This window comes from Methyloglobulus sp. (assembly GCF_046714055.1).
GTDB lineage: Bacteria > Pseudomonadota > Gammaproteobacteria > Methylococcales > Methylomonadaceae > Methyloglobulus.
Genome location: NZ_JBKKBJ010000012.1, coordinates 1 through 18,019 on the forward strand (window position 1 = coordinate 1; position 18,019 = coordinate 18,019).

The 18,019-nt window shown below is 46.7% G+C and carries 16 protein-coding genes and 1 riboswitch; of the genes, 9 read left to right on the forward strand and 7 right to left on the reverse strand.

Features of this window, described 5'->3' with window-relative positions:
- Nucleotides 1-595 precede the first annotated feature (595 nt).
- The 5 genes from ACLQ6D_RS00535 to glnA form a co-directional block, all read right to left on the reverse strand.
- On the reverse strand, nucleotides 596-1,186 hold the full coding sequence (locus ACLQ6D_RS00535) for a hypothetical protein (protein WP_411725292.1): 591 nt from the start codon (nucleotides 1,184-1,186) through the stop codon (nucleotides 596-598).
- 158 nt (nucleotides 1,187-1,344) lie between these two features.
- Nucleotides 1,345-2,784, reverse strand: coding sequence for a patatin-like phospholipase family protein (locus tag ACLQ6D_RS00540; RefSeq protein WP_411725293.1), 1,440 nt, complete (start codon nucleotides 2,782-2,784; stop codon nucleotides 1,345-1,347).
- Between the two features lie 315 nt (nucleotides 2,785-3,099).
- The gene (locus ACLQ6D_RS00545) at nucleotides 3,100-3,378 is read right to left on the reverse strand and encodes a hypothetical protein (RefSeq protein ID WP_411725307.1); all 279 of its coding nucleotides are present in this window, start codon (nucleotides 3,376-3,378) and stop codon (nucleotides 3,100-3,102) included.
- Nucleotides 3,354-3,518 (reverse strand): tyrosine-type recombinase/integrase, encoded by a 165-nt coding sequence (locus ACLQ6D_RS00550; RefSeq protein ID WP_411725294.1) that lies wholly within the window; start codon nucleotides 3,516-3,518, stop codon nucleotides 3,354-3,356. The genes ACLQ6D_RS00545 and ACLQ6D_RS00550 overlap by 25 nt, the downstream gene beginning before the upstream one ends.
- Nucleotides 3,519-3,771: 253 nt before the next feature.
- Nucleotides 3,772-5,181, reverse strand: a complete 1,410-nt coding sequence (glnA, locus tag ACLQ6D_RS00555; RefSeq protein WP_411725295.1) for a glutamate--ammonia ligase — start codon at nucleotides 5,179-5,181, stop codon at nucleotides 3,772-3,774.
- 299 nt (nucleotides 5,182-5,480) lie between these two features.
- Between glnA and ACLQ6D_RS00560 the strand changes: the two genes are divergently transcribed.
- The 3 genes from ACLQ6D_RS00560 to ACLQ6D_RS00570 all read left to right on the forward strand — a co-directional run bounded on the left by ACLQ6D_RS00560 (nucleotide 5,481) and on the right by ACLQ6D_RS00570 (nucleotide 9,454).
- On the forward strand, nucleotides 5,481-6,857 hold the full coding sequence (locus tag ACLQ6D_RS00560) for a porin (RefSeq protein ID WP_411725296.1): 1,377 nt from the start codon (nucleotides 5,481-5,483) through the stop codon (nucleotides 6,855-6,857).
- 834 nt (nucleotides 6,858-7,691) lie between these two features.
- On the forward strand, nucleotides 7,692-8,030 hold the full coding sequence (locus ACLQ6D_RS00565; RefSeq protein WP_411725297.1) for a P-II family nitrogen regulator: 339 nt from the start codon (nucleotides 7,692-7,694) through the stop codon (nucleotides 8,028-8,030).
- 11 nt (nucleotides 8,031-8,041) lie between these two features.
- The gene (locus tag ACLQ6D_RS00570) at nucleotides 8,042-9,454 is read left to right on the forward strand and encodes an ammonium transporter (RefSeq protein WP_411725298.1); all 1,413 of its coding nucleotides are present in this window, start codon (nucleotides 8,042-8,044) and stop codon (nucleotides 9,452-9,454) included.
- 125 nt (nucleotides 9,455-9,579) lie between these two features.
- Here ACLQ6D_RS00570 and ACLQ6D_RS00575 read toward each other — a convergent pair whose 3' ends face one another.
- Nucleotides 9,580-9,909: a hypothetical protein gene (locus tag ACLQ6D_RS00575; protein ID WP_411725299.1), complete on the reverse strand. Its 330-nt coding sequence runs from the start codon at nucleotides 9,907-9,909 to the stop codon at nucleotides 9,580-9,582.
- Nucleotides 9,910-10,657: 748 nt separating this feature from the next.
- On the opposite strand from ACLQ6D_RS00575, the gene glnL reads away from it, so the two are divergent.
- Nucleotides 10,658-11,692, forward strand: a complete 1,035-nt coding sequence (gene glnL / locus ACLQ6D_RS00580; protein ID WP_411725300.1) for a nitrogen regulation protein NR(II) — start codon at nucleotides 10,658-10,660, stop codon at nucleotides 11,690-11,692.
- Nucleotides 11,693-11,723: 31 nt separating this feature from the next.
- Entirely contained in the window at nucleotides 11,724-13,157 is a 1,434-nt protein-coding gene (ntrC, locus tag ACLQ6D_RS00585; protein ID WP_411725301.1) for a nitrogen regulation protein NR(I), read from the forward strand.
- A 195-nt stretch (nucleotides 13,158-13,352) separates the two neighbouring features.
- Here ntrC and thiC read toward each other — a convergent pair whose 3' ends face one another.
- The gene (gene thiC, locus ACLQ6D_RS00590) at nucleotides 13,353-15,224 is read right to left on the reverse strand and encodes a phosphomethylpyrimidine synthase ThiC (protein ID WP_411725302.1); all 1,872 of its coding nucleotides are present in this window, start codon (nucleotides 15,222-15,224) and stop codon (nucleotides 13,353-13,355) included.
- Between the two features lie 27 nt (nucleotides 15,225-15,251).
- Nucleotides 15,252-15,351: riboswitch (TPP riboswitch) on the reverse strand.
- 273 nt (nucleotides 15,352-15,624) lie between these two features.
- Here thiC and minC point away from each other — a divergent pair.
- The 4 genes from minC to ACLQ6D_RS00610 are packed head-to-tail and all read left to right on the forward strand — an operon-like array spanning nucleotide 15,625 to nucleotide 17,709.
- On the forward strand, nucleotides 15,625-16,371 hold the full coding sequence (gene minC / locus ACLQ6D_RS00595) for a septum site-determining protein MinC (RefSeq protein WP_411725303.1): 747 nt from the start codon (nucleotides 15,625-15,627) through the stop codon (nucleotides 16,369-16,371).
- A gap of 28 nt (nucleotides 16,372-16,399) precedes the next feature.
- Nucleotides 16,400-17,209: a septum site-determining protein MinD gene (minD, locus tag ACLQ6D_RS00600; RefSeq protein ID WP_411725304.1), complete on the forward strand. Its 810-nt coding sequence runs from the start codon at nucleotides 16,400-16,402 to the stop codon at nucleotides 17,207-17,209.
- On the forward strand, nucleotides 17,209-17,475 hold the full coding sequence (minE, locus tag ACLQ6D_RS00605; protein ID WP_411725305.1) for a cell division topological specificity factor MinE: 267 nt from the start codon (nucleotides 17,209-17,211) through the stop codon (nucleotides 17,473-17,475). Before minD ends, minE begins: the two co-directional genes overlap by 1 nt.
- 30 nt (nucleotides 17,476-17,505) lie before the next feature.
- The gene (locus tag ACLQ6D_RS00610) at nucleotides 17,506-17,709 is read left to right on the forward strand and encodes a winged helix-turn-helix domain-containing protein (RefSeq protein ID WP_411725306.1); all 204 of its coding nucleotides are present in this window, start codon (nucleotides 17,506-17,508) and stop codon (nucleotides 17,707-17,709) included.
- The last annotated feature ends 310 nt before the right edge of the window (nucleotides 17,710-18,019 follow it).

Genomic DNA, 18,019 nt, shown 5'->3' on the forward strand with positions numbered 1-18,019 from the left:
TTGGAAGCAATCACTAGCGCGATTACAGCGGCGGTAAGGAAAAACCCTGAAACGGGCTTACTTTTTACGGCTCTACGGGCTTGGGTCATGTTCACCTCAATATGTTAATTATGATGAGATTGCAAAAAGTGACTAACGCTTGGGCAAACTCTGTAGTTCTTTAAAAACAAAGAACGCTCATAATTGACTAAAGCACACAACGTGCCAATTTTGTAAATTCAATATAATTCCTATATTTATCAATGCTTACAGGATGTGATGGTGCTTTAGCGGGGCGGAAAAGAAACAAGCTCGATTGAGCATGACGCATTGATTTTGTGCGTTGGTTTCTTGAAATGCACCAATTCGGAGAGTTGGTTGCAGGGTATAGCGCCAGTAATGAATGAAAGTGGATGATTTTGTGGACAAAAAAATTAGCAAAGCAGGACGGGCATGTTGCCCATGCACGCTAACTTAGACTCTAAAGTGGGTGGTTAAATCAGTCATGAAGCCTGGGAAAAATGGCCAATGCAGATGTTTGATTGTGTGTAGGGGGCAGGCCTTGTGCCTTCCAAACCGTAGCCAAATCATCTAATGGGGTGTTGATGGTCACTAGCTAATTTTTGTCATGTACAGGCGTGTCCGATAACTGTTGTTCAACAATTTCATGAATCTTAAGTTCTTCAATAAGTTTTTTGACGGTTGGCGAAGGCCCTGGCTTTTCATAACCTTTTGGCCAATCATCCCATCCATAACCCCAACGCCAAGGTGCAGGGAACCAAGGAGATCCACCCAAACGGACGCCGGGATACATAATGTTTCCCACAATGCTCTTTTTGTTATTCACACACTGCATGAGTTCCTGGTCGGCGTCCTTACGGTCTTGTTTACTGCCTCCACACCAATATGAAATATCATGCACAATACAACAGGCTAACCATGAATCATCAGGCCATCGCGAACACCCATCGGTAGTAAAAATAAAATCAGGCTGGTTTATTGGTGTTGTAGAATCCAAACTAGTGCGCTTTTTTCTGCAAAACTCTTCAGCAACCCGCTCAACTGCATTTCTCATCGGCTTGTTTTTGGTATAAGGCTCGATAGACATGCGGGATTCCAGTGTCGTACAGCCAATCAATACGCGGCCCACAATTAAACAGATCAGCAAGCTATTGCTTATTGGCAATATCGAACAGGCATCTTTCATCTTAGGCGTTAACAACCTTTAAAATTTTCCAGTTTAAGCATCAGTTTTGAAAGTGTGCCCATAAATAACTAAAATGTGCTGTCAATGTGATTGCAATTTCGACGGGCAACAATGCTGATGCTTAACAGCCTCGACTCATAGTAATGACTGCTCATGGCTCAATCACACTGCAAATCTTTAAAACCAAAAACTGTCATTTTTTTGCATACATCCTTATAAATTAATACCGGATTTCCATCTTTGTCTTCGATATTGTCATTTTTGACCAGAATATTCGCTGCTTTGAAAAGGTAATCCTGCACTGATTCCGGGGAATAGCCTTGAACCTCGGTCAATTTGTAACGGGTGGGAGTTCCGTTAACCACCTTTCGTATTTGCCGCAGCAGTCGTAGCTGGTCTGGTTCTTCCAGCTTTACGTCTCTCTCGAAACTTGGTGCGTACATGCGTTGGAAAGTGAGATGCCAAATGTTGCAATGCTCGATTGGTTTTTTCGGATCTTCCTTCGCTTGCACGTAAGGATTTAAGTCCTTGGAGGTAACGTTTACACCCAGATCTCGCATAAGACCAACCCGGCGAGTGAATAAAAGTACGTCGGATGAGGCCGCCACGTTGGTGTCGAGGAAAAAATCGTACCAATGGCGAGTATCGGCCTTTTGTACATCCTCCGACAACTCCTGGTAAGGAAAAGCATCCGCCACGAACAGGAAACAACCTTTGGGCTTTTGCGGATTCTTATAGAGCTTATCGACAATATTGACAAGAGGCTCGACACCCAGATTGTCGGAGGGGCCGCCGTCGATTAAATGCTCATAGTTTTGTGTCGCGTCACCCAACTCATCCCCAGAAAGCGCCCTGTCTTTGATAGTGTAGTCTTTCAAGGTAATATCGTGGAAAACGACAGGGAAGGAACTGGAAGCCATGACAGCGTTAGCCACTGGGTAGGTATCCAAGCGGGAGTTTAACCTGTCTTCGAATTGCTCATCGCTGAATACGAACTGCAGCCCATTAGTATAGCTAGTGGCGTTAATGAGAATTCGCGGTGTACCCGGTATTGGCGATCTACCCTGATTCATATCCTTGAACTGCTTTTCGTCGAACAATTTGCTATCGATTTCCTGTAGCATCATATCGCTACGGTTGAAGTTAGTGAACCAATAACGCGCTATGTTCCTAGGATCTAACCAGCGACCTAGCCAAAACAATTCAAAATTGGTGCGAAAACGGTTACGTAGTTCCGTTGGGTTCCATAGTTCTGGGTCACAGCCATATAGGCCATAATAGGCGGCGACTAATGAGCTGCCCGATACCGAAGAAATCACTGCCGTCTTTTGCAGAATGCCCAGTTTCTCTAATTCAAGTAGCACAGCAGTGGAAAAGTTGGCGGCCCTGCTGCCGCCCCCAGACATGGCGATGCCAATGAGCACGCCATTTGGCAGGTCATCGATGGTTAAGTTTTTCGAGGCTCTGGTGCTTGTCAGACCAGTCTGCTTATGGATTTGACGAGACAGCTTTGGTTGGTCACAGTGGGTTTTCCAGGCTCTAGGGGGTGCAGTATCGACACTTTTGGGCAGCAACGGTGGCAACGGTTCGTTGTGCATGGTATCGATGAGTATGCTACCGCAGCTGCACAGTACAGATGCCATAATCAACCACACTAAAATGTACCTTGGAGAAAACTTCTGCCAACGCTTTACAAGGCTAATCTCAATTCTCGTCATGGAATTTCCTTAATTTAGCGGTTTGAAGTCCAAATAGTACGTAAAAGTACTATTAGAATCAAATTCGCTGCTATATGAGAGACACCCTGTCACGGCATGTCTGATGTTTTTTATTGAGGATTGAGCAGGGTATGAACGCTTCAGCACCGATCAAGGTGCTAATTGAGCTTGTAACCCTAAACCCACGGAAATTACCTAATCGTGTTGATGCAATCCAGCAAGCCTCGACGGAGTGTGACAAAATCGAGGGGTTCGAAGCCTTGAAACTCTCGATTTAGTAAGCTTTATTGAGGTTACTTGCTGATTATAAGCAGCCCGATGATCGTGAATGTTGTAATCACGGATATTCCCATCCACTAAAGCGGCACTGTGAATGCCACCCAGGTTATTGCCGTTCATGGGTCGTCTTGGGTCAGTTGGCATAGGAACTACCCAGGAACTACCGCTGCTTAAGCGTTGCAGTTCTTTGGGCATGTCTCCGCCTGTGTCGGTAACATCACCAAGTGGTCTTTTTTGGTTTTTATCCGCCCGGCGGGTATGAGCATTTCGCCTTTTTCAAGGTCGATTTCACTCCACGACGCGTGACATAATTCGGTTTTGCGTAAAGCCAGCATAAAGGGCAGGTACAAGGCCAGCTTATAGCCCCGGATAACATCCGGTCTGGTAAAGCCCAGCCAGATAACACTTGATCTCCGTATCTGTTAGTGGCATAGGTGTCCCCTTTTTTGAAAATACTGTAAAACAGCCAGAAATTTCCAAAAAAAGGGGGCAAAAAAACGGGTAAAAATATCGGCTTTCAGTGGTTTTGAGTGGGGCTGTCTGGGTACAAAAAAACCGTAAACCATTGAAATATAATTGTTTGTGTGCCTACAGGCTATAGTACATGTCATATTCGACTGGGTGTGTGCTCATACGGATACGGGTGACTTCAGCCATTTTGAGGTCGATGTAGCCGTCAATCGCATCGTTGGTGAATACACCGCCACGGGTCAAGAAGTCACGGTCTTTGTCCAGCGCTTCCAAGGCTTGGTCGAAAGCGTGGCAGACTTGTGGGATCAGCTTTTCTTCTTCCGGTGGCAAGTCGTATAAGTCCTTGTCCATGGCTTCGCCAGGATGGATTTTGTTTTGGATACCATCCAAGCCCGCCATCATCATCGCTGCGAACGCCAAGTAAGGGTTAGCTGTGGAGTCAGGGAAACGCACCTCAATACGGCGGCCTTTTGGGTTGCTGACGTGTGGGATACGAATGGAGGCAGAACGGTTACGTGCCGAGTAAGCCAGCATAACAGGGGCTTCAAAGCCGGGTACTAAGCGTTTGTAGCTGTTGGTGGAGGCATTGGTAAAAGCGTTTAATGCCCGTGCGTGGTTAATGATACCGCCAATGTAAAATAGGGCGGTTTCAGAAAGGTCGCCGTACAGGTGACCAGCAAACAGGTTGACGTCACCTTTAGCGAGTGATTGGTGTACATGCATACCATTACCGTTATCGCCAACCAGGGGTTTAGGCATGAAGGTTGCGGTTTTGCCGTAAGCGTGGGCAATGTTGGCAATTACGTATTTCAACGTCAGCACTTCATCGGCTTTTTTGACTAGGGTGTTGAATTTGACACCGATTTCGCACTGTCCGGCAGTTGCCACTTCATGGTGATGCACTTCGGTGACCAAGCCCATTTCTTCCATTGTCGAACACATGGCAGAACGTATGTCTTGCAATGAATCGACTGGTGGTACGGGGAAATATCCGCCTTTAATGCCGGGACGGTGACCGATATTGCCGTCAGGATAGACTTTTTCTGAGTTCCAGCCCGCTTCTTCAGAGTCCACTTTGTAGAAAGAGCCGCTCATGTCAGTGCCCCAGCGTACATCGTCGAATATGAAGAATTCATTTTCAGGGCCGAAAAACGCGGTATCGGCAAGCCCGGTTGACTTTAAATAAGCTTCCGCACGCTTTGCGATGGAGCGGGGATCGCGTTCATAGCCTTGCATGTTTTTAGGTTCGATAATGTCGCAACGCAAGATCAAGGTTTTTTCATCATAGAAGGGATCCATCACGGCTGTCGATGCTTCAGGCATCAAGATCATGTCGGATTCGTTGATGTGTTTCCAGCCTGCGATGGAAGAGCCGTCAAACATTTTGCCTTGTTCAAAGGTGTCTTCATCAATGCTATGGGCCGGGAAAGTGACGTGTTGCTCCTTGCCACGGGTATCGCAAAAACGAAAATCGACGTATTTCACGTCATTTTCTTTTATCATTTTTAGTACGTTTGCTGCTGACATTTACATTGTCTCCTGGAATGTTGTATAGGTGCTGTGAATTATTCGGCGATAACGATACCATTTTTTTTAATGGGTATGCCACTAAAAAAAACAGATCGTGAAAAACGCCTGAAAGTGTTGCCAGGCCGACTCAACATGACACCATAATGGTGCGTAGTTGTTTAAAAAGCACAATATTGAGGCAGCATTTTTATAGGTTTGTTGCATAAACCCAATGAAATTCGTTTTTTTACAACTGGCATAGTATGTGCTAAAGTATCTTACGACAACTACTTAGAAAAATTAATTGAGGATATTCCATGAACAATAAGACTAATAACGTCGGTCTAATCAAGCCTTTAGTTTTAGCGATAGCTGTACTCCCCGCAGTATGCACAGCAGAAGCCAAGAGCTTGACAGAGGCCGGCACTTTGCTTGAGGCAATGGGTGACCCCAATGAAAGCTCTTTAATGAAAAATTTGGGGGTGAAAGTTGGCGGTTGGCTTAATGCGGGCGTGACTTATAACGCCAATAACCCAAGCAATAACTTTAATGGCCCGGTTACTTTTGGGGATCGTTCTGCCGAGCCACAGATAAACCAGTTGAATTTGTACATACAGAGAGCTGTCGCCACAGAAGGGGATTCTTGGGATGTGGGCGGTCGTTTTGATTTTATGTTTGGCACCGACTCCATTTTTACGCAAGCCTACGGGGTTCCTGCTTTCGATGTAAATACAGGACAACCCTTGAACAGGGGTAGCTGGGACCTTAATTTCCTCGGCAGCAATGACAATCGTTTTTATGATATTGCCTTGCCCCAAGCTTACGCGGAGTTTTATGTCCCTGTCGGCAATGGCCTGAATGTCAAGGCTGGTCACTTTTATACGCCGATTGGCTATGAAACAGTTCCCGCCCCTGACAACTTCTTTTACACCCATGCTTACACCATGCAATATGGCGAACCGTTTACCCATACAGGCGTGATGGGCAACTACGCAGTCGATAGTAATTGGTCTGTTATGGGCGGCGTTATCACCGGCAGCGCCACCGGCGGCTGGGATGGAGGTTGGGACAGGCAGTTGGGTAACTGGTCAGGCTTAATGGGTGCCACCTGGACAAGCACTGAAAAGGGCACCTCGTTTAATGCTAGCGGCACTTATGGTGGAACATCCGAACACAGCAGCCAAGACTGGGCAATGTACAGCTTGGTGCTGAAGCACAATATCACCGATAAATTCCACATGATGTTACAACATGACCATGGTTACGCTAACAATGTGGTCACTTCGTCCGCAGCCCCTGGCATTCCTGTAGATGCCGAGTGGTATGGCATCAACACACATTGGACTTATGATGTCCTGGATAACTTGGCTGCTGGTGTCCGTGCCGAGTGGTTCCGAGATCAAAAAGGCTTCCGCGTTTGTTCACCTGGCCGTGTGGCCGCAGCGACTGATGGTGCCAACAATAGTTATGCAACCGGCGGCGCAAACACTTCCGGCTGTACGGCAGGAAGTTATTACGCAGTTACCGCCGGCGTAAACTGGAAACCGATGAAATGGCTGAATGTTCGTCCGAATGTCCGTTATGACTGGGTAGACGCAAGCACATTTGCTGGTAGCGGGTCAACTTTCGGGCCATTCGGGGACGGTAACAATGACCAATTCCTGTTCTCGACAGACTTCAATATTAACTTTTAACCCGGTAGTCTGGGACAAATCCCAACCTCACAACAAAAATGCGCCTTCGGGCGCATTTTTTTTATTCAATAACTCAGCTTGTGACATTGAGATTTAGCAGATTATTACGATTTGCACAGGATCAGCTATTGCAAAAGAAAAACCAGGATTGAGGTTAGCCTCTCAAATAACTTCGATTCAGTTTCCTGATGAGAGGATTGTTCATTCGGCCAGGATCCCCTGCAAAGAAAATTTTTATGCCTTTGCCTGGGTATGGAAAAATTATGTCATATCGAATCGGGGTTATAGTGCTGATAGCAGTTTTTGCACCAATAGTGATCATAAATATTTGGATTGCACCAAAAAAAATGCAATGATTGCAATTTGCATCTGAATATTTGCCCATGTCGGGAGTAAATATTGGAGTTTGATTGATGGTTATGTTGGTGTTTGTACGTATATGCTTACAAATAATCAGGCGATATAGTAGACCCATAAAACTTAAAGAACTATACTGTAAGCCAGCATGGATGCAATGTAGTAAAAAAATCAGGAGTTTATGGATATCTTGTCATTGACGAGATACAGGTAGCGTTGCGGTTAAAAGCCACGCTAGCCTGATTAACGAAGTAAGCCCAGGGTTCTTAGATTTTGGCTACGTAACCATTTTAAGGTTTCCATATTTTACGGTTACTTAGCTAAATATTAAGCGTTAAAGGTTTTCTTTTTATTCCGATTGGCACAGTCTGTGCTTTAACAATTCAAGCGAACCCCTTTGCATGCAAACGGTTCCTCTTCCATAGAGGGATGGAATTCCTGGTTCTCTTGGTTGTTAACTTGATTAAGGAGCACGTAATGAAACTGATAACCGCAATTGTTAAGCCTTTTAAACTCGATGATGTCCGAGAGGTGCTGTCAGAACTTGGGGTATCTGGTGTAACAGTCACTGAAGTAAAAGGCTTTGGTCGTCAAAAAGGGCACACCGAGCTTTATCGCGGTGCCGAGTATGTGGTTGATTTTTTGCCCAAGGCTAAGGTTGAGGTTGCCGTCACAGAGGCTTTGGTCGATCAGGCAGTGGTTGCGATTAGCAAGGCGGCCAATACTGGGAAAATAGGTGACGGCAAAATTTTTGTAACTAATTTAGAACAGGTGATCCGCATACGCACCGGCGAAACTGGCGAAGAAGCACTTTAAAGGGGATTGAGATGAAAAAAAGATTTTCGGGTTTATTGGGTATGGCTTGGCTGTTGCTGTTACTGGGTTTTTCGGGTTTTGTGTCCGCTGAAGAGGCGGCCGCAGTCGTAGCGCCTACCGTCAATAAAGGTGATACGGCGTGGATGATCGTTGCGACTGTCCTGGTCATACTGATGGTGATTCCAGGTTTGGCATTATTCTACGGCGGTATGGTACGGGCCAAAAATATGCTGTCGGTGTTGATGCAGGTTTTCATTATCTTCTCAATGATGGCGATTTTGTGGGCGATTTATGGTTACAGCATTGCCTTTACCGAAGGTAACGCCTTCTTTGGCGGCTTGAGCAAGCTGTTCCTGATAGGCATCACCCCCGATTCTATGGCGGCGACGTTCAGTAAGGGCGCTTATGTCCCTGAATATATCTATGTAGCTTTCCAGTTGACTTTCGCGGCCATTACGCCAGCCCTGATTGTCGGCGCTTTCGCCGAGCGCGTTAAATTTTCGGCGGTGCTATTGTTTATGCTGCTCTGGTTTACCTTTTCCTATTTGCCAATAGCGCACATGGTTTGGTATTGGGCTGGCCCGGATGCTTATACCGATGCTACAACCGCAGAAGCTGCCGGTGCAACAGCGGGGTTTATATTCCAAAAAGGGGCATTGGATTTTGCGGGTGGCACAGTGGTCCATATCAATGCCGGTGTCGCAGGCTTGGTGGGCTGTTTGATGATAGGCAAACGCATTGGTTTCAAAAAAGAATCACTGGCTCCACATAGCGTGACGATGACCATGATTGGTGCGTCGTTACTGTGGGTAGGCTGGTTTGGTTTTAACGTAGGGTCTAATCTTGAGGCCAACGGCTTGGCAGCCTTGGTATTTGTGAATACGCTACTTGCCAGTGCGGCTGCTACTCTGTCATGGATAGCAGCAGAGTGGATTATCAAAGGTAAACCCAGTATGTTAGGCGGCGCTTCCGGGGCTGTCGCAGGATTGGTAGCGATTACTCCGGCTTGTGGTTGGGCTGGGCCTATGGGCGCTATTGTCCTGGGATTGGTCGTTGGCGCAGTCTGCTTCTGGGGGGTTACCGGCCTGAAAAGCAAGCTGGGTTATGATGATTCCCTGGATGCTTTCGGTGTACATGGCATAGGCGGGACGATTGGCGCCATAGGCACCGGGATTGTCGCTTCTCCGAGCTTGGGCGGAACGGGCGTTTGGGATTATGTGGCAAATGGAGTCGCTGAATTTAATATCGCCGCCCAAGTCACCAGCCAGTTATGGGGCGTTGGGGTTTGTATAGTCTGGTCTGGCACGGTTTCTTTCATCGCTTATAAACTCGTGGATGTGTTGATAGGGCTTCGGGTGACTGAGGAAGTCGAGCGTACAGGCCTGGATATTTGCGAACATGGTGAGTCAGCTTATCATGATTAGCTAGGTTTTTTTACATCATCTGTGCAGCTGGGTGGTGGGCAAACTGCTTTTACTGCCCACCACCATTTAAATAGTTACAAATGGTGGGCTAAAGCACTCTGCACACGGATTACACCTTACCGCGTTTATCGCCCTCCACGACCGTGACCATTTGCCGTTCGCAGGAATCCTACGTTAGTTTCGACTGATTGATTGTCTTTATACACTCCGCTATTCTTCAAGTCACTGGTTTCCTGATGGGCTGTATTCAAGCCAGTTTGCAAGGCGCTAATTGTTCCGGTGATTCTCTGGAGATCTGATGCCAACGATGCAATTTTTTCATTGGTCGTCGTCATCTGAGCTTGCAGCTGGTTGACCTGCTGGGTTAGATCGTCGGATGCTGCCTTGGTCATCGGAAGCAAAAACAGGGCAAAGATAAACAAGCTTTGTAAAAACGGTTTATTGGTATAGAACATTGGTATTCTCCTCTGACAGTCTAAAATTGGCTCGGTGTGCCGTGACACTTACATCGATAAAACAATCAAGGCACTTAAAGTTCTGTTGATATTCCAGAAAACACTATTTCAACGCACTGAATTGCCAGTGCTTGCATAATCCGTTGATATTTTCTACTCTTATTTGCAATAAAATGTCAACATAGTCTAGCAGCTAAAACTCACGATACCTGGGGTTAGCTCAGTGCAGCATTCCCTTAACACTTCATTGCAGTGTATGCAATTGCATTGCGTTTAAGCTGTTAACTTGTTCACATGAATTTGGTGAATTTTTCACTATTAAATAGATCAATGATGACAAACGTATGACGGCAACGCAGAAGACGCATCAGGAAGAAGGCCAGCACTATATTCTTTTGAGCCATTGATGCAGCTTGTTAGAGTGTGGCTGAAAGGTTGATATTTGGATTCGTCAGATTTGATTACAGCATGTCCTTGCAACACCTAATCAAAGCTGAATTTTTATAATTTATACCCTACACCCGGCTAATCGCACTATAATGGTGCGTCAATCTTGTTCCCGGTATGCGCTGTCTTTTTTGCTGGTGAATGTGGCTTTGTTAATTCTTGACTTGTGCCGTTAAATCAGTCTATTACAAAAATTTTTTCTGTGTGGTCATGTATAAGACATTCCTACAAACCTGGTCTGTAAATTGCTTAATCTTAATATAGTTTGAGTAATTAACCCATGCTGCCCGACTTATAAGCCATGTTTAAACGCATATTGGATCACCTAAATACCGCCACCCTGTTATTCAACAGCGAGTTAAGCCTCATTTACGTGAATACGGCAGGGGAAATCCTGCTCGCGGATAGCGCCCGTCATCTAGTCGGCGTGAATGCGATGGATTTATTCAAGTTCTCCGATCCGGCATTGTTAATCAACTTACAGCAATGCCTAAGCATGGCGGAACCTTTGGTCGATCGCGAGCTTAACCTGGATCGTATGGGACAAAGCTTTACTGTCAACCTGACTGCCACGCCTTTGATAGTCGATGACCGGGTTAACGAAATTCTGGTTGAACTGCAACGTGTCGATAATCATCTGCGTATTTCTAAGGAAGAACAGCTATTAAGTCAGCAAAATACCGCCAGATTACTGGTCAGGGGGCTCGCACATGAGATAAAAAACCCCTTGGGCGGGCTGCGCGGCGCGGCGCAGTTGCTAAATCTTGAGTTGGCCGACCCCGAGCTTAAAGAATATACCCAGATCATTATTGCCGAATCTGACCGCCTGCAAGGTTTAATGGACAAAATGCTGGGGCCGAATAAGCCGCCTGACTTTAAGGTGATCAATGTCCACGAGGTGTTGGAACGGGTCAGGCAACTCGTGGAGGCAGAATCCTCGGGCAGTCTCAGTATTTTTTGCGATTATGACCCCAGTATTCCTGACATCCGGGCAGATCGGGATCTCTTGATACAGGCGGTTTTGAATATCGTCAAAAATGCGGTGCAAGCGCTTGATGGCAGCGGCACGATTATCCTAAAAACCCGGATTCAGAGAAACCAGCCTATCGGACGTCAGCACCATAAACTGACGGTAAAAGTGGATATTATCGACAATGGTTCCGGTATTGATCCTGACATCATGGAGCGGATTTTTTACCCCATGATTACTGGTCGCGCGGATGGCACGGGATTGGGGTTATCTATCGCCCAGTCATTGATCAATCAACATAATGGCCTGATTGAATGCCACAGCGAACTCGGCAAAACGGTTTTTTCGATTATTTTACCCATCTAAATTATCTAACTAAGCGCAAGGAGAACTGGCAATGAGCAAGCCTGAAACTGTCTGGATCGTTGACGATGACAAGTCTATACGCTGGGTTGTTGAAAAAGCCCTGCAAAAAGCGGACATCAATACCCGAAACTTTGCTGCTGCCCGGGACTTATTGAATGCCTTAGAAGGCGATACGCCGGATGCCTTGATTACAGACATTCGAATGCCGGGCATGGACGGCTTGCAGTTACTGGATAAAATTCAGATAAGCCACCCCGATCTTCCGGTCATTGTCATGACCGCACATTCAGACCTGGAAAGCGCGGTTTCTGCGTTTCATGGCGGCGCTTTTGAATACCTGCCTAAACCGTTTGACATCAAGGAAGTCGTTGACCTTGCCCATCGTGCCGTCCAGCATGGCCGACGACACAAACTGGACGGACTAAAAGAGCCAGCTACGCTTGCCGCAACGCCGGAAATTATTGGTGCAGCGCCGGCAATGCAGGAGGTATTCCGTGCCATAGGGCGGCTGGCTCGATCCCATATCACCGTCCTTATCAACGGCGAATCAGGAACGGGTAAGGAGCTGGTTGCCAAAGCGCTACACCGGCACAGCCCCAGGGCTAAAAAGCCCTTTATCGCCCTCAACATGGCCGCCATTCCAAAAGACTTGATGGAATCAGAGCTGTTTGGTCACGAGAAAGGCTCTTTCACAGGCGCACAAGCCCGTCGATCCGGACGTTTTGAACAAGCCAACGGCGGCACCCTCTTTCTTGATGAGATAGGCGATATGCCCGCAGAACTGCAAACCCGCTTGCTGAGGGTACTTGCCGATGGCGAGTTTTATCCGGTCGGCGGACATACGGCGGTAAAGGTAGACGTACGTATTATTGCAGCAACCCACCAAAATCTTGAATTTCTGGTGGAGCAAGGCCGTTTTCGGGAAGATTTATTTCACCGTTTAAACGTTATCCGCATCCATATCCCGCCGCTACGAGAACGAAAAAAAGACATCCCATTATTACTGCGACATTTTCTGACGCAAGCGGCACAGGAACTTAGCGCGGAGGTTAAATTACTGACACCAGAAGCGGAAGATTTTTTGAGCACCCTGGAATGGCCTGGGAATGTCAGGCAATTAGAGAATAGTTGCCGCTGGCTTACCGTTATGGCATCCGGACGGGAAATCCATCTGCATGACCTGCCTCCTGAATTGCTTACTAACATACAGGAGAAAGACCGCCCCGAGACCGATTGGGAGTCATCATTGAGAAACTGGATCGATCAGCAGCTCATCAACCGCGCCCAGTCCGGCGCTTCCAGCCACAACGATGTAGCCAAACAAACCATCCCAATCGTGGAAAGCATTTTAATCAAAGCGGCTTTGGGCTTTACACACGGACGACGGCACGAAGCCGCCCTGTTATTGGGATACGGGCGGAATACGCTCACGCGTAAAATAAAAGAGCTAAGTATTGAGGAGTAATTAACCTGAGTGCAACTGTAAAAATCTGGACTTGGCCTGAAATAATTCTTATTGAAAGCCATCGGGCGGAATACAGATTGCCATTCTCCCTAACGCGCTTGACCTGCTTATTAACGCATAAAAAATAAGGATTTCACCGAAGCAATAAACTCATTGCCTCGGTGATCGTTTGAAGGCAAGACTGGTAAAGTAAGGTCACACTTTGTGATAAATATCAGCGCCCTCTTCAATAAATTGTTTCGATTTTTCCACCATTCCTAACGCCAGGGCTTCTTTTTCGTCCTTAATCCCTTTTGCCTGTGCATAGTCACGCACATCCTGGCTGATTTTCATGGAGCAGAAATGCGGGCCGCACATCGAGCAAAAATGCGCCACTTTTGCCGATTCTTTGGGCAGGGTTTCGTCATGAAATTCGCGGGCTTTTTCAGGATCAAGCCCGATATTGAACTGGTCTTCCCAGCGGAATTCAAAACGCGCCTTGGACATTGCATTGTCACGGGCTTGCGCGCCGGGATGGCCTTTTGCCAAATCCGCTGCGTGGGCGGCAATTTTGTAGGTGACGATGCCTTCTCGCACGTCTTGTTTGTTAGGCAAGCCCAGATGTTCTTTTTGGGTGACGTAACAGAGCATCGCACAACCGTACCAGCCGATATTGGCAGCGCCGATGGCTGAGGTAATATGGTCATAACCCGGGGCAATATCAGTGGTCAGAGGCCCTAAAGTATAAAATGGCGCTTCCCCGCATTCTTCCAGTTGCTTCTCCATGTTGACCTTAATCATGTGCATAGGCACATGGCCTGGCCCTTCGATCATAGTTTGCACATCGTGTTTCCAGGCTATTTTGGTCAATTCACCCAGCGTTTCCAGTTCGCCAAATTGCGCCGCGTCATTGGCGTCGTAAATGGAGCCAGGACGCAAGCCGTCGCCTAAGGAGAAAGACACGTCGTATGCTTTCATGATGTCGCAGATCTCTTCAAAATGAGTATATAAAAAGCTTTCGGTATGATGCGCCAAACACCATTTCGCCATAATAGAACCACCACGCGAGACAATGCCAGTCATGCGTTTTGCGGTCAACGGCACATGGTGCAAGCGTACACCGGCATGGATGGTGAAATAATCCACGCCTTGCTCGGCTTGCTCAATTAATGTATCCCGGTAAATTTCCCAGGTTAGTTCTTCAGCCTTGCCATTTACTTTTTCCAGTGCCTGATAAATCGGAACCGTGCCAATCGGCACAGGCGAATTACGCAAAATCCATTCACGGGTTTCGTGGATATTTTTTCCGGTAGACAAATCCATAATGGTGTCGCCGCCCCAGCGTATGCCCCAGAGCATTTTTTCAACTTCTTCATCAATCGAAGAGGTAACCGCAGAATTTCCCAAATTTCCGTTTATTTTCACCAGAAAATTACGGCCAATAATCATCGGTTCCAATTCTGGATGATTGATATTAGCCGGAATAATTGCCCGTCCTCTGGCAACTTCGTCACGGACAAAATCCGGGGTGATAAAAGGTGGTATTGAAGCCCCGAAGGAATTGCCTGGGTGTTGGTCTTTCCATAAATCACGCATCTGCTCCATGTTTTGGTTCTCCCGAATGGCGATAAATTCCATTTCCGGAGTGACAATGCCTTTTCTGGCATAGTGCATCTGCGTCACGTTTGCCCCGGCTAGTGCACGGCGTGGTTTGCAGATATGCCCGAAACGAAGGTTTGCAGTGGCCGGATCGGTCATACGTTGGCGACCGAACTCTGAACTCGGGCCAGATAATTCTTCCGTATCGATTCTTTCAGTTATCCACGCAGAACGGACAGGACCCAAACCTATTTTTAAATCCACTGCTACCTTGGGGTCGGTATAAACCCCAGACGTATCATAGACATAGAGAGGTAGGTTTTTTTCCGCACCGAAGTGGGCAGGGGTGTCCGACAAGGTGATTTTACGCATGGGAACCCGTATGTCGGCTCGGCTGCCTGGCACGTATATTTTTTCCGATGCTGGGTAAGTATCAATTTTTATACTGTTAACGGCAGTGAAAGAGGCATCTTTAATGACAGCGCTCATGTTTATCTCCAATATCAATAAAACAAGGCGAGGGAAGGTGGGCTTCCCTACGCCGGTATTAACCGGGGTCAGGTTCAAAGGGTATTTCTCAGCCTTGAAATAGTTCAAAGCACCCCTAGCCATTACGGATTGTCCTAAGGTAAAGGAAAAAAAGGGAAATTGCAAGCCTACGGTCTTGTGATGGGAGCGATCGTCCCGGTAACACAGCTAATTCATGGGACACCCAAAACATAGCTTCCGCAATTAAGGTCAGAGAGCCAAGATTCGGTCAAAGTACGCTTACCTTAAAACCCTGGCTTGCTGCAAAAACTATTACGTTCAAAGTTACGTAAGTTTTTAGCCGTTGAAAAATGATTTTTTCCACGACTAGTGTTAACATTACCGGAATATTGACCAAAACATGACTAAACGGATGTCAAAAGACGCACAAAAAACGCCTTATAACCCGCCTGCTTTGGAGTTCAAGAGCAGTACTTTTTCTGTGCCTGTGTTGGTCATATCAAGCAATGACCTAGTCATCATTGAGCAACAGTTACAGGCAAAAATTCAACTAGCGCCGGAATTTTTTAAAAATTCGCCGCTGGTGTTGGATGTCCAAGAGCTAAACAAACAAAATATCGAAGTCGATGTTGCCGCAGTTATTGAAGCGATACGTAAATTAGGGTTGTTGCCTATTGGTATCCGGGGTGGCAACCCACATCAGAACGAACTAGCGATAGCCTTGGGTATCCCTATTCATTCCATCCACACCAGCAGCACGACTATTGATGCAAAAAAACCTAAGGCTCCTACACCAGAACCGGAAACCAAAGATCTGCTGCAAACAGGCACGACTCTCATCACGCAACCCATACGCTCTGGCCAGCGTGTGTATGCTGCGGGTGACTTGGTAATTGTTGCCCCTGTGAGCGCCGGGACAGAGATTTTGGCAGAAGGAAATATCCACGTCTACGGTGTATTGCGTGGGCGCGCATTAGCCGGTGTGCAAGGCAATACCGAAGCGCGCATTTTTTGTACTGGTCTTCAGGCTGAGCTGATTTCAATCGCCGGTAACTATAAAATCAGCGAAGACCTCAACCAAAATGTCCGCAATATACCCGTGCAAATCTACCTCGATAAACAAACGTTAGTCATTAAAGAAATTTAATCCATTCCGCTACAGGGGGGAACACCAATTGGCAAGAATCATCGTCGTAACATCAGGTAAAGGGGGCGTAGGCAAAACCACGACCAGCGCCGCTATCGCTATGGGACTTGCAAAGAAAGGCCACAAGACAGCAGTGATTGATTTTGATGTGGGCCTACGTAACCTGGATTTGATCATGGGTTGTGAGCGCCGGGTTGTCTATGACTTTATCAATGTCATCAACGGCGAAGCCAGTCTTAATCAGGCCTTGATAAAGGATAAAAACTGTAACCTGCTTCATATACTGGCTGCTTCACAAACACGCGATAAAGAATCGTTGAGTCAGGAAGGTGTCGGCAAGGTTTTGGACGACTTATCCAAGGACTTCAAATATATCATTTGTGACTCCCCGGCTGGGATCGAGAGAGGCGCACATTTGGCGATGTACTTTGCCGATGATGCTTTTGTGGTGACCAATCCGGAAGTGGCCTCAGTCAGGGACTCAGATCGCATGTTGGGGATATTGTCGAGTAAATCCCGCCGAGCCGAACAGAACAAGGAACCCATCAAGGAATATCTGTTGCTTACCCGTTATTCTCCTGACCGGGTGAAATTAGGAGAAATGCTGAGTGTCGATGATGTGCAGGAAATATTGTCCCTGCATCTTTTGGGTGTAATCCCTGAATCAAAGTCGGTATTGAATGCGTCAAACTCAGGCGTCCCCGTCATTCTTGATGAAAAAAGCGATGCCGGTCAAGCCTATGCTGACATTGTTGCCCGCTACCTGGGTGAAAACAAGCCGCACCGGTTTATCGACGATAAGAAGGGCTTCTTTGGCAAGCTTTTCGGAGGTAAGTAATGAGTTTACTGGATTACTTTAAAACATCGAAAACCAGCTCGGCCTCGCTTGCCAAAGAAAGGCTGCAAATACTGGTTGCCCATGAACGGGTTTCCCATAATCATCCCATGTATTTGCCCCAACTACAGAAAGAATTATTGGATGTCATACAAAAATACGTCCATGTTGACAAAGAAGCTATATCCGTTAGGTTTGAGCAGGATGGAAATCAGGAAACCCTGGAGCTAAATATCATGCTTCCTGATGACCAAACCAAGAAATTTTAACTAGATCCAATCAACCATTAAGGTAAACCCATGACAGCAATCACTGAAATAGGTGCGACGGCCGAGAAAATCTGGCATTATCTGGGGAAGAACGGCCCATCTAGCGTCGCAAAAGTCACCACAGGAACAGGCGTAGGCAAAAACGATGCCCAACGTGCCATCGGCTGGCTAGCTAAGGAAGGTAAGCTCGTTTGTGAGTTGAAAGGCCGGGTTGAAACGCTCTCGTTGAAATAGCACTGCTTCTAGCGGTAAAACGGAGAGTCTTGGGCGAGATTGTCAAAGATTCCTGTTTGGCATAATTCGGAAGGGTATCCACGAAGTACACAGGTAACACGAAGTTTCCAACAGCTTTGCATTAAGGATTATTTTCTTCGTGGCCTTCTGTTGTCATCAAGTAATTAAGTTCCATACTAAGTAACTGATGTTACGCACCACCATACATTTACGCGTTGTTTTTAATATTTGTGTCTCTACCGCGACGTTAGTTTTAATCGGGTTCTCGCACCCGAAGGCGAGATACTTTCTTTTGCTTCGCCAAAAGAAA

Excerpts from the sequence above, each read along its gene's own strand:
- ACLQ6D_RS00535 (WP_411725292.1), bottom strand. The coding sequence starts at position 1,186 with ATGAAAGATGCCTGTTCGATATTGCCAATAAGCAATAGCTTGCTGATC.
- ACLQ6D_RS00540 (WP_411725293.1), bottom strand. The coding sequence starts at position 2,784 with ATGCACAACGAACCGTTGCCACCGTTGCTGCCCAAAAGTGTCGATACT.
- ACLQ6D_RS00545 (WP_411725307.1), bottom strand. The coding sequence starts at position 3,378 with ATGCCCAAAGAACTGCAACGCTTAAGCAGCGGTAGTTCCTGGGTAGTT.
- ACLQ6D_RS00550 (WP_411725294.1), bottom strand. The coding sequence starts at position 3,518 with ATGCTGGCTTTACGCAAAACCGAATTATGTCACGCGTCGTGGAGTGAA.
- glnA (WP_411725295.1), bottom strand. The coding sequence starts at position 5,181 with ATGTCAGCAGCAAACGTACTAAAAATGATAAAAGAAAATGACGTGAAA.
- ACLQ6D_RS00560 (WP_411725296.1), top strand. The coding sequence starts at position 5,481 with ATGAACAATAAGACTAATAACGTCGGTCTAATCAAGCCTTTAGTTTTA.
- ACLQ6D_RS00565 (WP_411725297.1), top strand. The coding sequence starts at position 7,692 with ATGAAACTGATAACCGCAATTGTTAAGCCTTTTAAACTCGATGATGTC.
- ACLQ6D_RS00570 (WP_411725298.1), top strand. The coding sequence starts at position 8,042 with ATGAAAAAAAGATTTTCGGGTTTATTGGGTATGGCTTGGCTGTTGCTG.
- ACLQ6D_RS00575 (WP_411725299.1), bottom strand. The coding sequence starts at position 9,909 with ATGTTCTATACCAATAAACCGTTTTTACAAAGCTTGTTTATCTTTGCC.
- glnL (WP_411725300.1), top strand. The coding sequence starts at position 10,658 with ATGTTTAAACGCATATTGGATCACCTAAATACCGCCACCCTGTTATTC.
- ntrC (WP_411725301.1), top strand. The coding sequence starts at position 11,724 with ATGAGCAAGCCTGAAACTGTCTGGATCGTTGACGATGACAAGTCTATA.
- thiC (WP_411725302.1), bottom strand. The coding sequence starts at position 15,224 with ATGAGCGCTGTCATTAAAGATGCCTCTTTCACTGCCGTTAACAGTATA.
- minC (WP_411725303.1), top strand. The coding sequence starts at position 15,625 with ATGACTAAACGGATGTCAAAAGACGCACAAAAAACGCCTTATAACCCG.
- minE (WP_411725305.1), top strand. The coding sequence starts at position 17,209 with ATGAGTTTACTGGATTACTTTAAAACATCGAAAACCAGCTCGGCCTCG.
- ACLQ6D_RS00610 (WP_411725306.1), top strand. The coding sequence starts at position 17,506 with ATGACAGCAATCACTGAAATAGGTGCGACGGCCGAGAAAATCTGGCAT.